The organism is Gordonia sp. G4 (assembly GCF_057770005.1).
In genome coordinates, this window is sequence record NZ_CM173442.1 from 3,869,437 (window position 1) to 3,884,089 (window position 14,653).

At 69.2% G+C, this 14,653-nt stretch carries 13 protein-coding genes; 11 read left to right on the forward strand and 2 right to left on the reverse strand.

Annotation, left to right across the window (positions count from 1 at the left end; translation table 11 throughout):
- Nucleotides 1-91 precede the first annotated feature (91 nt).
- The 8 genes from AC3B5T_RS17365 (at nt 92) to truB (ending at nt 8,803) form a co-directional block, all read left to right on the forward strand.
- Nucleotides 92-376: a YlxR family protein gene (locus AC3B5T_RS17365; RefSeq protein WP_083888958.1), complete on the forward strand. Its 285-nt coding sequence runs from the start codon at nt 92-94 to the stop codon at nt 374-376.
- Nucleotides 377-475: 99 nt separating this feature from the next.
- Nucleotides 476-3,337, forward strand: coding sequence for a translation initiation factor IF-2 (gene infB, locus AC3B5T_RS17370; RefSeq protein ID WP_084817193.1), 2,862 nt, complete (start codon nt 476-478; stop codon nt 3,335-3,337).
- Between the two features lie 100 nt (nt 3,338-3,437).
- On the forward strand, nt 3,438-3,893 hold the full coding sequence (gene rbfA, locus AC3B5T_RS17375; protein WP_010841449.1) for a 30S ribosome-binding factor RbfA: 456 nt from the start codon (nt 3,438-3,440) through the stop codon (nt 3,891-3,893).
- The gene (locus AC3B5T_RS17380; RefSeq protein WP_010841448.1) at nt 3,890-4,846 is read left to right on the forward strand and encodes a DHH family phosphoesterase; all 957 of its coding nucleotides are present in this window, start codon (nt 3,890-3,892) and stop codon (nt 4,844-4,846) included. Before rbfA ends, AC3B5T_RS17380 begins: the two co-directional genes overlap by 4 nt.
- 20 nt (nt 4,847-4,866) lie before the next feature.
- Nucleotides 4,867-6,219 carry an MATE family efflux transporter gene (locus AC3B5T_RS17385; protein WP_197282740.1) on the forward strand — a complete coding sequence of 451 codons (1,353 nt, stop codon included), beginning with the start codon at nt 4,867-4,869 and terminating at the stop codon, nt 6,217-6,219.
- Nucleotides 6,220-6,247: 28 nt separating this feature from the next.
- Nucleotides 6,248-7,249 carry a metallophosphoesterase family protein gene (locus tag AC3B5T_RS17390; protein ID WP_193363242.1) on the forward strand — a complete coding sequence of 334 codons (1,002 nt, stop codon included), beginning with the start codon at nt 6,248-6,250 and terminating at the stop codon, nt 7,247-7,249.
- Complete coding sequence (locus AC3B5T_RS17395; RefSeq protein ID WP_055474812.1) at nt 7,246-7,902, forward strand: 4'-phosphopantetheinyl transferase family protein; 657 nt, start codon at nt 7,246-7,248, stop codon at nt 7,900-7,902. Before AC3B5T_RS17390 ends, AC3B5T_RS17395 begins: the two co-directional genes overlap by 4 nt.
- A 1-nt stretch (nt 7,903) precedes the next feature.
- A complete protein-coding gene (gene truB / locus AC3B5T_RS17400; RefSeq protein ID WP_055474813.1) occupies nt 7,904-8,803 on the forward strand; it encodes a tRNA pseudouridine(55) synthase TruB in 900 nt (299 codons plus the stop codon).
- Nucleotides 8,804-8,825: 22 nt separating this feature from the next.
- On the opposite strand, the gene AC3B5T_RS17405 is transcribed toward truB, so the two are convergent.
- On the reverse strand, nt 8,826-9,494 hold the full coding sequence (locus AC3B5T_RS17405) for a metal-dependent transcriptional regulator (protein WP_010841443.1): 669 nt from the start codon (nt 9,492-9,494) through the stop codon (nt 8,826-8,828).
- A 100-nt stretch (nt 9,495-9,594) separates the two neighbouring features.
- Here AC3B5T_RS17405 and AC3B5T_RS17410 point away from each other — a divergent pair, with 100 nt between their 5' ends.
- From AC3B5T_RS17410 to AC3B5T_RS17420, 3 genes are all read left to right on the forward strand, one after another.
- Nucleotides 9,595-10,563 carry a bifunctional riboflavin kinase/FAD synthetase gene (locus AC3B5T_RS17410; protein ID WP_081637174.1) on the forward strand — a complete coding sequence of 323 codons (969 nt, stop codon included), beginning with the start codon at nt 9,595-9,597 and terminating at the stop codon, nt 10,561-10,563.
- A gap of 146 nt (nt 10,564-10,709) precedes the next feature.
- Nucleotides 10,710-10,979, forward strand: coding sequence for a 30S ribosomal protein S15 (gene rpsO, locus AC3B5T_RS17415; RefSeq protein WP_004021887.1), 270 nt, complete (start codon nt 10,710-10,712; stop codon nt 10,977-10,979).
- A gap of 456 nt (nt 10,980-11,435) precedes the next feature.
- The gene (locus AC3B5T_RS17420; RefSeq protein ID WP_055474814.1) at nt 11,436-13,724 is read left to right on the forward strand and encodes a polyribonucleotide nucleotidyltransferase; all 2,289 of its coding nucleotides are present in this window, start codon (nt 11,436-11,438) and stop codon (nt 13,722-13,724) included.
- Between the two features lie 72 nt (nt 13,725-13,796).
- On the opposite strand, the gene AC3B5T_RS17425 is transcribed toward AC3B5T_RS17420, so the two are convergent.
- Nucleotides 13,797-14,534 (reverse strand): chymotrypsin family serine protease, encoded by a 738-nt coding sequence (locus AC3B5T_RS17425; RefSeq protein ID WP_055474815.1) that lies wholly within the window; start codon nt 14,532-14,534, stop codon nt 13,797-13,799.
- Nucleotides 14,535-14,653 lie beyond the last annotated feature (119 nt).

Below are 14,653 nucleotides of genomic sequence, written 5' to 3' on the forward strand. Positions count from 1 at the left end.
CCGATTGTCCTCGGCCCGCCCGCTCGCGCTAGACTGATCGATGGTTCAGCGATCCGCCCCCAGGTCGCCGACCGGAGGCACACCCATCCGGATGTGCATCGGTTGTCGGCAGCGGGCAGAGGCCGACGAGTTGGTCCGTGTGGTCGCGCAGTTGCGCGGTGACACCCCGACAGTCGTGGTCGATCCCGCGAAGACCATGCCGGGGCGAGGCGCGTGGCTGCACGTGCGGGCGGAGTGCATCTCCACCGCGACGCGACGCCGGGCCTTCGCCACGGCACTCCGGACCCCCGGTCTGACCGTGGACCCGGACGATCTCACCGAACAGCTCGGCGCGATCACCCACCAGAGGAAGGCTCCCCGGAGCCGGAACAGGTAGCAGAAGACATGAGCACACCGTGAAGTCACGATGAGCATGTACCGGACATAAATCGAGGCCGTAGCGGGTGAGCCGCTTGGCCTCCAAGTGAGGAGAGCAGTGGCAGGCAAAGCCCGCGTGCACGAACTGGCCAAAGAGCTCGGCGTCACGAGCAAGCAGGTGCTCGAGCGTCTGAAGGAGCAAGGCGAGTTCGTCAAATCGGCGTCGTCGACGGTAGAGGCCCCCGTGGCCCGTCGACTGCGTGAATCGTTCCCCGGCAAGGACGGGGCGGCCAAGGACTCCAAGTCCGCGGCGCCCGGCCCGCGCCAGGGTGCCAAGCCCGGACCCAAGCCGTCCGGCGGCACCAACGCACCGAAGCCCGGTGCATCCGCAACCCCGGCGGCGCCAGCCGCCGATCGCCCGAGCCCCGGTCCCCGTACCAGCGGCCCGAAGCCGGGCGCCCCCAAGCCGGCTCCCGCACCGGTGGAGACCCCGGCACCGGCACCCGCCGCCCCCGCGGCGGAACGTCCCAGCCCGCAGCCCGCCCCGGCGGCACCCGCCCCGCAGGCCCCGGCCGCGTCGGCAGCACCCTCTGCCCCGGCGTCGACCCCGGGTCCGCGTCCCGGCCCGAAGCCGGGTCCGCGCACGCCGCGGGTGGGCAACAACCCGTATTCGTCGGCACCGGCTCCCGCGCCGCGACCGGCTGCCCGTCCCGGTCCGGGACAGGGTGGTCCGCGTCCCGGTGGTGGTCGTCCCGGCCCGTCCGGTCAGGGTGGTCCCCGTCCCGGTGGCGGTCGTCCCGCTCCCGGCCAGGGCGGTCCCCGTCCCAATCCCGGCAACATGCCCCCGCGTCCGAGTCCCGGCGCCATGCCGTCTCGCGCGGCCCGTCCTGACGCCCGACCGGGTGGTCGTGGCGGTGCCGGCGGAGGCCGTGGTGGCCCCGGCGGCGGCGGTGGCGGCTACCGCGGTGGCGGCGGCGGAACCGGCGCACCGGGAGGTCCTCCCGGTGGCGGCTTCCGGGGTCGTCCCGGCGGCGGTGGCGGTGGCGGCCGTGGACGCGGCGGCGCAGCAGGCGCCTTCGGTCGTCCTGGTGGCGCACCTCGTCGCGGTCGCAAGTCGAAGCGGGCGAAACGCGCCGAGTACGAGAACATGCAGGCGCCGGCCGTCGGTGGCGTCCGGCTGCCGCGCGGCAACGGTGAGGTCATCCGCCTCGCCCGCGGCGCGTCGCTCTCGGACTTCGCCGACAAGATCGACGCCAACCCGGCATCGCTGGTCCAGGCGCTGTTCAACCTCGGTGAGATGGTCACGGCGACCGAGTCGGTCAACGACGAGACGCTGGAGCTGCTCGGCTCGGAGATGAACTACCGCGTCCAGGTGGTCAGCCCCGAGGACGAGGACCGTGAGCTCCTCGACAGCTTCGACCTCACCTACGGCGAGGACGAGGGCGGCGAGGAAGACCTCGAACAGCGTCCCCCGGTGGTCACCGTCATGGGCCACGTCGATCACGGTAAGACCCGACTGCTCGACACGATCCGTAAGGCCAACGTCCGTGAGGGCGAGGCCGGCGGCATCACGCAGCACATCGGTGCCTACCAGGTGAACACCCACCTCAACGGTGAGGATCGCCTGATCACCTTCATCGACACCCCGGGTCACGAGGCGTTCACCGCCATGCGTGCCCGCGGTGCCAAGGCGACCGACATCGCGATCCTCGTGGTCGCCGCCGACGACGGCGTCATGCCGCAGACGGTGGAGGCGGTCAACCACGCCCAGGCGGCCGACGTGCCGATCGTGGTCGCGGTGAACAAGATCGACAAGGAAGGCGCCGATCCGCAGAAGATCCGCGGGCAGCTGACCGAATACGGTCTGATCCCCGAGGAGTACGGCGGCGACGCCATGTTCGTCGACATCTCGGCCAAGCAGGGCGAGAACATCGACGCGCTGCTCGAGGCCGTCCTGCTCACCGCGGACGCGTCACTCGATCTGCGTGCCAACCCGGACATGGACGCCCAGGGTGTCGCCATCGAGGCGCATCTCGACCGCGGCCGTGGCCCGGTGGCGACCGTGCTGGTCCAGCGCGGCACGCTGAAGGTCGGCGACTCGATCGTCGCCGGTGACGCCTACGGACGTGTTCGCCGCATGGTCGACGAACACGGCGAGGACGTCCCCGAGGCGCTGCCGTCGCGTCCGGTCCAGGTCATCGGTTTCACCTCGGTCCCCGGCGCAGGCGACAACCTGCTCGTGGTCGAGGAGGACCGGATCGCCCGGCAGATCGCCGACCGGCGCAACGCGCGCAAGCGCAACGCGCTGGCCGCACGCAGCCGCAAGCGGATCAGCCTGGAAGACCTGGATTCGGCGCTCAAGGAGACGAGCCAGCTCAACCTCATCCTCAAGGGTGACAACTCGGGTACGGTCGAGGCCCTCGAAGAGGCCTTGCTGAACATCGAGATGGGCGACGAAGTCTCGCTGCGCATCATCGACCGCGGTGTCGGTGGCGTCACCGAGACCAACGTCAACCTGGCGGCGGCCTCGGATGCGATCATCATCGGCTTCAACGTCCGTGCGGAGGGCAAGGCCACCGAGCTGGCCAACCGCGAGGGCGTCGACATCCGGTACTACTCGGTGATCTACCAGGCCATCGACGAGATCGAGAGCGCGCTCAAGGGCATGCTCAAGCCGATCTACGAAGAGGTGGAGCTCGGCCGCGCCGAGATCCGCGCGATCTTCAAGTCGTCGAAGGTCGGCAACATCGCCGGTTGTCTCGTGCAGTCGGGCGTCATGCGGCGTAACGCCAAGGCCCGCCTGCTGCGCGACAACGTCGTGGTCGCCGAGAACCTCACCGTGTCCTCGCTCAAGCGCGAGAAGGACGATGCCACCGAGGTTCGCGAAGGCTACGAATGTGGTCTCACGCTGACCTACTCGGACATCAAGGTGGACGACGTGATCGAGACCTACGAGCTGCGGGAGAAGCCGCGCGACTGATCGCGGCAGCGACCGAACTCGTACGACATCTCGACAGCTGTGGTGCGCGCCGACCGGATTCCGGTCGGCGCGCACGCAGCGCTATGGAAGGAGTCCTGGAATGGCTGATCCAGCACGGGCGCAGCGCATGGCGAAGCGGATCTCGACGATCGTCGCGTCGGCGATCGCGCACGAGATCAAGGATCCGCGCCTGACACATGTGACGGTCACCGACGCCCGGGTGACCAACGATCTCCACGACGCGACGATCTACTACACCGTGATGGGCGAATCCATCGACGCCGAACCGGATTACGAGGCTGCGGCCGCCGGTCTGGCGAAGGCGACCGGTGTGCTGCGGTCGAAGGTGGGCGCGGGCACCGGCGTGCGTTTCACGCCGACTCTGCGTTTCGTCCTCGACACGGTGCCCGATGCCGCGCGTCAGATGGAGGAGCTCGTCGCCCGAGCCCGCGCGAACGACGAACTCGTCGCCCGGCGTGCCGCCGAGGCGAAGCCGGCGGGGGACTCGGACCCGTACCGCTCGGCCGACGACGACGCCACCGGTATCGAAGAGTGAGCGGTTCGTCGAGCGCGGCGATCGCCGCGACGCTGGCCTCCGCGACCGCGGTGACCATCTGCTGTCACGTCCGCCCCGATGCGGACACGATCGGCAGCGGTCTGGCGCTGGCGCTGGCACTCGACCGCCGGGGCGTCGACGTCGAGGTCTCCTATCCGGGGGCAGAGCAGCTCCCGGCCTCGCTCGCCGGACTACCCGGCGGCAAGCTGTTGTGCTCGCCCGCGCAGGTCGTCGGGCACCCGCTGGTGGTGGCGGTCGACGCCGCCAATCTCGAGCGGCTCGACTCCCTCGGCTCGACGTTCACCGCGGCGCAGACCTCGATCGTGATCGACCACCATGCGTCGAACCCCGGTTTCGGGGACCTCGACCTGGTCGATCCGGCCGCCGACTGTACCGCCGTACTGGTGCTCGATGTCCTCGACGACATGGGCGTCGAGCTCGACGCCGACATCGCCACCTGCATATACGCCGGACTCAGCACCGACACCGGCTCGTTCCGGTGGGCCCGACCGGCGTCGTTCCGCGTCGCGGCCCGGTTGTTGGAGACCGGTGTCGACGCGCGCCGGTGGAGCCGCATCCTCTTCGATTCGCATCCGTTCGCGTGGTTCTCGATGATGTCGGGCGTCCTGGCGTCCGCACAGCTCGTGCCGGCCGCGTGCAACGGCGAGGGGCTCGTCTACGCCGTCGTCGACCAGCAGGCGCTGGCCGGGATGAGCTGGGAGGAGTCCGAGAGCGTCGTGGACACGATCCGGACCGCGCGCGAGGCCGAGGTGGCCGCGGTGTTCAAGGAAGGCGAGCCGGGCGTCTGGACGGTCTCGCTGCGATCCAAGGACAGCGTCGACCTCGTCCCGATTGCGCGGGCGCACGGTGGTGGCGGGCATCGTCAGGCCTCGGGCTACAGCGACACCGGTACCGCCGACGAAGTGGTCGCCAGGTTGCTGGAGTCGCTCTGAACCTCGCTCGGCAGCCCGACATCGGAGAGTCCGATTCCGCGGACGCTCCCGGGGTCGCGCGTATCGCCACCCTCACCGTCTCGGCGCTCGCGGTCCTCATCGCACCTCCGCTGTACCTTCTGCTCGACCTGGCGGTCGTGGGACGCCTGGGCGGCGAACAGCTGGCTGCTCTCGGTGTGGGCACCCTGGTGCTCTCGATCGTCAGTACCCAGCTGACCTTCCTGTCCTACGGCACCACCGCCCGCTCCGCGCGACGATTCGGTTCCGGTGATCGGTCCGGTGCGGTCGTCGAAGGCGTGCAGGCGAGCTGGATCGCGGTCGCGGTCGGCGTCCTGATCGTCGCCGTGGCGTATCCCTGCGCCCCGGTGGTGATGCGCCTGCTGGTCGGGACGTCGTCGCCGGAATCGGCCGCGGTCGCCGAGGATGCGGCGGGCTGGCTGCGGATCGCGATGTTCGGTGTCCCGCTGATCCTGCTGTCGATGGCGGGCAACGGGTGGATGCGGGGAGTGCAGGACACCCGCCGCCCGGTCGTCTACGTGGTGGTCGGCCTGTCGCTGGCCGCGGTGCTCGTCGTCGGACTGGTCCACGGCATCGGCCCGTTCCCGCGACTGGGACTGGACGGCAGCGCGGTGGCCAATGTGATCGGACAGGGCGTGACCGGGGTGTTGTTCGCCGTGCGGGTGGTCCGCGAGGCGCATACACGCGCCTTTGCGCCGGACTGGTCGATCATCCGCGCCCAGCTGGTCATGGCGCGCGATCTGGTGGTGCGCAGTCTGTCGTTCCAGGTCTGTTTCGTCTCGGCGGCCGCGGTCGCCGCGCGCTTCGGGGTCGCCCAGGTGGCTGCTCATCAGCTGGTGCTGCAGCTGTGGGAGTTCATGGCGTTGTTCCTCGACTCGCTGGCCATCGCCGCCCAGGCGCTGGTGGGGGCCGCGCTCGGTGCGGGCCGGCTCGGCGCCGCCGACTCCGTCGCCCGGCGTGTCACCGCGGTCTCGGTGGTCGCCGCCACCGCGATGGGTGCCGTCTTCGCGACCGGCGCGACGCTGATACCGCGCATCTTCACATCCGACGCCGCTGTCCTCGACGCCGTCGGTGTGCCGTGGTGGTTCTTCGTCGGCATGCTGCCGATCGCCGGGGTGGTCTTCGCGCTCGACGGCGTACTCCTCGGCAGCGGCGACGCCGCCTTCCTGCGCACGGCGACACTCACCGGCGCCCTGGTCGGCTTCCTGCCGTTGATCTGGTTGTCGCTGGTGTTCGACTGGGGTCTGGCGGGGACCTGGTCGGGTCTGGTGGTGTTCATGCTGGTCCGGCTGGCGACCGTGGTGTGGCGGATCCGCTCCGGCCGGTGGCGTCGGGCAGGTGCGGTCCGCGCCTGACCGCGGCCCTCTGGCACGATGGATCCTCGTGGCTACTCTGTGGGCGATCAGCGATCTGCACATCGCACATCGGGGCAACGAGCACATCATCGACAGCATCCGGCCGACCTCGCCGGACGACTGGCTCATCGTCGCCGGTGATGTCGCCGAACGCACCGACGACATCGTCGACACCCTGCGGCGTCTGCGGGCGCGGTTCGCCACCGTGGTGTGGGTGCCGGGCAATCACGAGCTGTACACGACGGCCAAGGACCCGCTGCAGGTGTTCGGGGTCGCGCGGTACGACTACCTCGTGCAGGCCTGCCGCGACGTCGGTGTCGTCACCCCGGAGGACATCTATCCGCTGTTCGATCCGGGCGACGGCTCCGATCCGGTCCGCGTCGTCCCGATGTTCCTGCTCTACGACTACACCTTTCGCCCGGAGGGCACGGCCAACAAGCTGACCGCGCTCGCGCTCGCCCGGGAACGCAATGTGGTGGCGACCGACGAGTTCCTACTGTCGCCGGAGCCGTTCCCCACCCGCGACGCCTGGGGACGGGCGAGGATCGAGATCACCCGGCGCCGGCTGCAGGCCATCGATCCGGCCGAGAAGACGATCCTCGTCAACCACTGGCCGCTGCGTCGTGAGCCGTGCGACGCGCTGTTCTACCCGGAGTTCGCGCTGTGGTGCGGCAGCGAACTCACGGCCGACTGGCACACCGAGTTCAACGCGGCCTGCTGTGTGTACGGGCACCTGCACATCCCGAGGACCACCTGGTACGACGGCATCCGGTTCGAGGAGGTGTCGGTCGGCTACCCACGTGAATGGAAGCGTCGCGGACTCCCGAACCCGCTGATGCGCAACATCGTCCCGGGGGACGGACTCGGTGCGGCGGATCTGCCCGAGCACGGGGTCCGGTTCGATCTGCCGCCGGACTATGCCGAACGGGCCGCCGAGTTCCGGCAGCGCGTCGAGCAGCGGCAGGCGGAGCGCCGATCGCGACAGGCCGATCGAGAGGCGCAACGGCAAGCACGAGAGGACAACCGATGATCGAGCAACTCATGCCGGCGGGCGTCGCCTCGGCGGAGGCGTTCGCCGACCCGCCGGGTCTGGTCCTGCTGCCCGCCGAACAGAGCCTGATCTCCCGAGCGGTGGAGAAACGCCGCCGCGAGTTCACCACCGTCCGGCACTGCGCCCGGCAGGCGCTGGGCGAGCTCGGCCACGAGCCGGTCCCGATCCTCAAGGGCGACAAGGGTGCACCCGTCTGGCCGGCCGGGATCGTGGGGAGCCTCACCCACTGCGACGGCTATCGTGCCGCGACCGTGGCGTACGCGCTGTCGGTGCGTTCTCTCGGTATCGACGCCGAGCCCCACGACAGCCTCCCCGACGGCGTGCTCGAGCACACCAGCCTGCCGGCCGAGCGGGAGGTCCTCGCGACGCGGTCGGGCGACCTGCACTGGGACCGGTTGCTGTTCTGTGCCAAGGAGGCCACCTACAAGGCATGGTTCCCGGTCGCCAAGCGCTGGCTGGGTTTCGAGGACGCCCACATCACCTTCGAGCAGTCCACCCCGACGTCGGGCACGTTCACCTCGAGGATCCTCATCGATCCGGCCGCTGCGGACGGCGGGCCGCCGCTGCTCGAGTTCTCCGGGCGCTGGCTGGTCGATCGCGGCATCATCACCACCACGATCGCGCTGACCTGACGTGGCCGACGCAACCATCGAGAACGCCGGCCTGCTCGTCGTCGACAAGCCCGCCGGGATGACCAGTCACGACGTCGTCTCGCGCTGCCGGAAGATCTTCAACACCCGCCGCGTCGGGCACGCGGGCACCCTGGACCCGATGGCGACCGGCGTATTGGTCGTCGGGATCGAGAGGGCGACAAAGCTTCTCGGTCTGTTGTCGCTGACGACGAAGTCCTACACCGCGACGATCCGGCTCGGTGCGTCCACGACGACCGACGACCGCGAGGGCGAGGTCATCTCCACCGCCGACGCGTCCGGACTCTCCGACGCCGAGATCGCCACGGGGGTGGCCGATCTCACCGGCGACATCGAGCAGGTCCCGGCGAAGGTCAGCGCGATCAAGGTCGACGGCCGTCGCGCGCACGCGCTGGTGCGCACGGGCACCGACTTCGACCTCGCGGCGCGTCCGGTCACCGTGTCCCGCTTCGAGGTGCTCGACACCCGGCGCGACGGGACCTTCGTCGATCTCGATGTGGTGGTGGACTGTTCGTCGGGCACCTACATCCGGTCACTGGCACGCGATCTGGGTGCCGCACTCGGCATCGGCGGGCACCTGACCGAACTCCGGCGGACCGCCGTCGGCCCGTTCACGCTCGACCACGCGCGCACGCTCGACGACGTGCGCGACGAGCCGCGTGTCAGCCTCGACATCGACGAGGCGGTCAAGATCTCGTTCCCGCGCCGGGACATCGACGACGACGAAGCCGAGTCGATCAGCCAGGGACGATGGCTGGAGCCGATCGGCCGGAAAGAGATCTATGTGGTCGTCGACCCGCGGGAACAGGCGATCGCGCTGATCCAGGAGAAGGGTCGCCGCGCGAGCTCGGTCATGGTGGTCCGGCCGGCGACCCTGCGCTGACGCCCGGGCGTCGGTCGGACGGTCAGGACCGCGGGACGACGAAGATGGCGCGCGCGGCGATGTCGCCGAGATCGATCGGATCGGCGTCGTCGAGCGACACCGAGATCGTCCCCGCGAAGGGACGTTTCTCGGCGACGGTCACCACGCAGTCGAGCGCGACGCCCACCTGGTCGAAGTAGCGCAGCATCTCGGGATCCGTGTCGGAGATCCGGGCGATGGCGCCGGACGCCCCGACCTCCAGGTCGGCGAGCAGCGCCGCATCCGGCGCGGGGATCGAGCCGTCCAGTGCCGGGATGGGGTCGCCGTGCGGATCCCGGTCGGGGAAGCCGAGTTTCGCGTCGAGCCGAGCCATGAGGCGGTCGGACACCGCGTGCTCGAGGATCTCCGCCTCGTCGTGCACCTCGTCCCACCGGTATCCGAGTTCGCGGACGAGAAAGGTCTCGAGCAGACGATGACGACGCACCATCAGGATGGCCGCGGACCGGCCCTCGTCGGTGAGTGTGACCGCGCCGTACGGTTCGTGCGAGACGAAGCCCTGGTCGGCGAGTTTGCGGATCGCCTCCGAGGCGGTGGATGCGGACACGCCGAGCGACTGGGCCAGCAGCTTGGTGGTGACCTTGACGTCTTCCCACTCCTGGCTGGTCCAGATCACTTTCAGATAGTCCTGGGTCACCTGTGACAGTTCTGTCACCGGACGATCCGATCCCCGAGGCATGACCAAGAGCTTAACCCCACCGCAAACGCGAGTGGCGGTGGTGGTTTGGAACACCGGGTGCCCGTACTCTGGTCGCGTGTTGCGATGGCGAGGTCTGGATGACATCCCCGCGGACTGGGGACGGTGCGTGGTCACCATCGGTGTCTTCGACGGTGTCCACCGGGGACACGCCGAGCTCATCAACGCCGCCACGACGGCGGCGAAGGAGCACGGGGTGCCGTCGGTGCTGATGACGTTCGACCCGCATCCGTCCGAGGTGGTCCGCCCGGGATCCCATCCGCCGCAACTGACGACGCTGACGCGACGGGCGGAGCTGGCCGAAGAGCTCGGCATCGACGTCTTCTGCGTCATGCCGTTCACGCCTGAACTCGCTGCCCGGTCGCCCAAGGACTTCGCCCACGACATCCTCGTGGAGACGCTGCACGCCGCCGTCGTGGTGGTCGGTGACAACTTCACGTTCGGTCGCAAGGCGGCCGGCGACGTGGCCAAGCTCGCCGAACTCGGTGGGAAATTCGGCTTCTCGGTGGAATCGGTGTCGCTGTTCGGTGAACATGCGGTGACCTTCTCCTCGACCTACATCCGTTCCTGTGTCGCGGCCGGTGACGTCGACCGCGCGACCGAGGCGCTCGGACGCCCGCATCGTGTCGAGGGAGTGGTGGTGCGCGGCGACGGCCGCGGCCGCGACCTGGGATACCCGACGGCCAACGTGGCGCCGCCGATGTACGCCGCGATCCCCGCCGACGGGGTCTACGCCGCGTGGTTCACGATCCTCGGCGCAGGCCCGGTGGTCGGCGAGGTCGAGCCGGGGGAGCGCTATCAGGCCGCGGTGTCGGTCGGTACCAACCCCACTTTCTCGGGCCGTACCCGCACCGTCGAGGCGTTCGTGCTGGACAAGAGCGCCGACCTCTACGGTCAGCACGTCGCCGTCGACTTCGTCCACCGCATCCGCGGGATGGAACAGTTCGACGGGGTGGACGACCTGATCACCGCGATGGGGGACGACGTCGTCAAGACCAGGGAGATCCTGGCCGCGGCGGAGAGCTGAGGGTACGCGGCCCACTCGCTGCGCTCCCGGCGCCGATTTGGGTCCGGCCCGTCACGCCGGGTAGCCTGGCCAGTCGGTGTTGCTGCAGTCCGCGGTGGCGCACCGTGGTTGTTTCGGACGCGGTACTGAGAAACAGGAGTATCTCCATGGCTTTGACTGTCGAGCAGAAGAAGGAAATCCTCGCCGAGTACGGTCTGCACGAGACCGACACCGGGTCGCCCGAGGCACAGGTCGCGATGCTGACCAAGCGCATCACCGACCTCACCGAGCACCTGAAGCAGCACAAGCACGATCACCACAGCCGTCGCGGCCTGCTGCTGCTGGTCGGCCGTCGTCGTCGTCTGCTCAAGTACGTCGCCAAGGTCGACATCAACCGCTACCGTTCGCTCATCGAGCGTCTCGGCCTGCGTCGCTGATTCCACGACTTCCACCGGCCGGCCCCCGAACGCGGGGCCGGCCGGTTTGTCGTATTGAGGTATCCACAGTCGGCGGTGATAGGCTGACAGACGGATCGTGCCGAAACTCGAGGCAGTGCGGAACGACCAGCCAGATCGGTCCTCGGTAGTGGCCGCCGGAACCCCTGCCCGGGCAACCCCCGGGCGTGCAGGATTCCGGCCGCTTCGATCGAAGGCCGTCTGAGCACTCATCCGGCGCAGACACGCTGCGCCATTCACCGTGCTGCCGCACATTCTCGGTGCGTTCTGGGTCGGTCCGATCCGCGCGTGCGCTCTCACGGACGTGTCCGCTCGATGCGGCATGTGAGTAGGTGCTGCGCACCTCCGCGATGACCACCCCCAACCGCACAAGCGGCCGATTTCGTGCCGCGTCAGACGGCCGCCACCGGCAGCCGCAACGAAGGGATTCCACCCCACATGACAGATGTGAACACCACCGAAGATTTCGCCGACGACTACGACGACGCGATCACCGAGGCGACCGCCGTCATCGACAACGGCAGCTTCGGCACCCGCACGATCCGGTTCGAGACCGGACGTCTCGCGCTGCAGGCCGCGGGTTCGGTCACCGCCTACCTCGACGACGAGAACATGCTGCTCTCGACCACCGCGGCGTCGAAGCACCCGAAGGAGCACTTCGACTTCTTCCCGCTCACCGTGGACGTCGAGGAGCGGATGTACGCCGCCGGACGCATCCCCGGATCGTTCTTCCGTCGCGAGGGACGTCCGTCGACCGACGCGATCCTGACCTGTCGTCTCATCGACCGCCCGCTGCGCCCGTCGTTCGTCGACGGCCTCCGCAACGAGATCCAGGTCGTCGTGACCGTCCTCTCGCTCAACCCGAACGACCTCTACGACGTCGTCGCGATCAACGCCGCGTCGGCCTCGACGCAGCTCGCCGGCCTCCCGTTCTCCGGCCCCGTCGGTGGCGTGCGTGTCGCGCTCATCCCGACCGAGGAGAACAAGGCCGGCCAGTGGGTCGCGTTCCCGACCGTCGAGCAACTCGAGGGCGCCGTGTTCGACATGGTCGTGGCCGGCCGCATCGTCTCGGGTTCGGGTGATTCGGCCGACGTCGCGATCATGATGGTCGAGGCCGAAGCCACCGACAACGTCATCGACCTCATCGCCGGTGGCGCCCAGGCGCCGACCGAGGCGATCGTGGCCGAGGGCCTCGAGGCCGCGAAGCCGTTCATCGCCCGCCTGTGCGAGGCGCAGAAGTCCCTGGCCGCCGCCGCGGCCAAGGAGACCGCCGAGTTCCCGCTGTACCCGCCGTACCAGTCGGATGTCTACGACGCCGTGGCCGCCGCTGCCACCGATCGCCTGTCGGAGATCCTGACCATCGCAGGCAAGCAGGAGCGCGACGACAAGACCGACGAGCTCAAGGCCGACATCCTCGGCCAGCTCGGCGAGCAGTTCGAGGGTCGTGAGAAGGAGATCGGCGGGGCCTACCGGTCGCTGACCAAGAAGCTCGTCCGCCAGCGCATCCTGACCGACCACTTCCGCATCGACGGTCGCGGCATCACCGACATCCGTGCGCTGTCGGCCGAGGTCGCGGTCATCCCGCGCGCGCACGGCAGTGCGCTGTTCGAGCGCGGCGAGACCCAGATCATGGGTGTCACCACCCTCGACATGGTCAAGATGGCGCAGCAGATCGACTCGCTCGGACCCGAGAAGTCCAAGCGGTACATGCACCACTACAACTTCCCGCCGTACTCGACCGGTGAGACCGGTCGCGTCGGCTCGCCCAAGCGTCGCGAGATCGGCCACGGCGCGCTCGCCGAGCGTGCGCTGGTGCCGGTGCTGCCGAGCGTCGAGGACTTCCCGTACGCGATCCGTCAGGTCTCCGAGGCGCTGAGCTCCAACGGCTCGACCTCGATGGGTTCGGTGTGCGCGTCGACCATGTCGCTGCTGAATGCCGGTGTGCCGCTGCGTGCTCCGGTCGCCGGCATCGCGATGGGCCTCGTGTCCGACACCGTCGACGGTGAAACCCGTTATGTCGCACTGACCGACATCCTCGGAGCCGAGGATGCCTTCGGCGACATGGACTTCAAGGTCGCGGGCACCAAGGACTTCGTGACCGCGCTGCAGCTCGACACCAAGCTCGACGGCATCCCCTCGCAGGTGCTCGCGGGTGCGCTCAGCCAGGCCAAGGACGCCCGGCTGACCATCCTCGACGTCATGGCCGAGGCCATCGACGAGCCGGACGAGATGAGCCAGTTCGCGCCGCGGATCACCACCATCAAGATCCCGATGGACAAGATCGGTGAGCTGATCGGCCCCAAGGGCAAGACGATCAACGGCATCACCGAGGAGACCGGCGCCAACGTCTCCATCGAGGACGACGGCACCGTGTTCGTCGGTGCCGCCGACGGTCTGTCCGCGCAGGCTGCGATCGACCGCATCAACGCGATCGCCAACCCGCAGCTGCCGAAGGTCGGGGAGCGTTTCCTCGGCACCGTCGTCAAGACCACCGCGTTCGGTGCGTTCGTGTCGCTGCTGCCGGGCCGCGACGGCCTGGTGCACATCTCGAAGCTCGGCAAGGGCAAGCGCATCAACAAGGTCGAGGACGTGGTCAACGTGGGCTCCAAGCTCCGCGTCGAGATCGCCGACATCGACGAGCGCGGCAAGATCAGCCTCGTCCCGGTCGACGACGCCGCCGACAAGGCGGAGGCACCGGCTGCCGAGGCAGCCACCGCAGACGCCTGATCTGACATCGAGTAGGTCCTGAAGGGGCCCGTCGTCCACGCGGACGGCGGGCCCCTTCGCCGTGTCGTGGCTCTACCGACGATCGGGTTCGTCGAACCAGATCTCGAACCCGTCGGTCCAGGCCGACCCGGAGCCGGCGATCTGCGCGTACAGCCCTTCGATGGTCTGGGCCGTCGAAATCGCCTGGTCGGGGTTCTGGGTACCGAAGTTGCCGCTCGAGGAGATCCCGACGAGGACATAGCGCCCGGCACGGGTCTCCTGGTACCAGGGCGAGCCGGAGTCTCCGCCCAATACCACCAGTTCGGCGTTGACGAGGCGGTGTTCGGGCGCCGCCTCCTGATGCAGCAGTGCGGTCACGGTGCCCACGGTGGTGCCGGTGCGCTCACCGGTCTTGGCCACCGGTTCGCCGACCTCGGGGTCGGCGGCGGTGACGAACACCGGGTCAACCTCCCAGTCGTCCTCGATCGCGATGACGGTGTACCCGCGGGGATCGGCGAGCGTGATCGACCCGTCCGGGGTGCCGCCGTCGTCCTTCCACTCCACGACTTCGCCGATGTGCTCGCCGGTGGTCGTGGTGACCTCGTCGCCGATCCCCTCCGCGCAGTGCCCGGCCGTGACGGCGAGACGGTCGCCGTCGGCGTTGGTTCCGAAGAATCCGATGGAGCACAGGCCGTCACCGATCAGGATGCCCTGACCGGCGGTGAGCGTGTCGGCGTATTGCGGGGTGACCGCGGCTGCGGGGGTGGCGGTGCCCAGCGCCGCGGCCAGGGCCAGCAGGGCGGTCGCGGCGGCCACGTGAGGCTTGATCATCGGGTGTCCTTTGCTCCGGAAGTGTGTCTGCTCCTTGGAGGGACGCCCGGGTCATGCGGTGTGCCTGCGGGACCCGGAATCATTCGACCGGCCGACGGGCCTCGTGATCGCGTGGCGCG

What these genes read in the sequence shown, in the direction of transcription:
- rpsO (WP_004021887.1), top strand. Translation starts at nt 10,710, where the DNA reads ATGGCTTTGACTGTCGAGCAGAAGAAGGAAATCCTCGCCGAGTACGGT.
- AC3B5T_RS17365 (WP_083888958.1), top strand. Translation starts at nt 92, where the DNA reads ATGTGCATCGGTTGTCGGCAGCGGGCAGAGGCCGACGAGTTGGTCCGT.
- rbfA (WP_010841449.1), top strand. Translation starts at nt 3,438, where the DNA reads ATGGCTGATCCAGCACGGGCGCAGCGCATGGCGAAGCGGATCTCGACG.
- AC3B5T_RS17425 (WP_055474815.1), bottom strand. Translation starts at nt 14,534, where the DNA reads ATGATCAAGCCTCACGTGGCCGCCGCGACCGCCCTGCTGGCCCTGGCC.
- AC3B5T_RS17420 (WP_055474814.1), top strand. Translation starts at nt 11,436, where the DNA reads ATGACAGATGTGAACACCACCGAAGATTTCGCCGACGACTACGACGAC.
- AC3B5T_RS17395 (WP_055474812.1), top strand. Translation starts at nt 7,246, where the DNA reads ATGATCGAGCAACTCATGCCGGCGGGCGTCGCCTCGGCGGAGGCGTTC.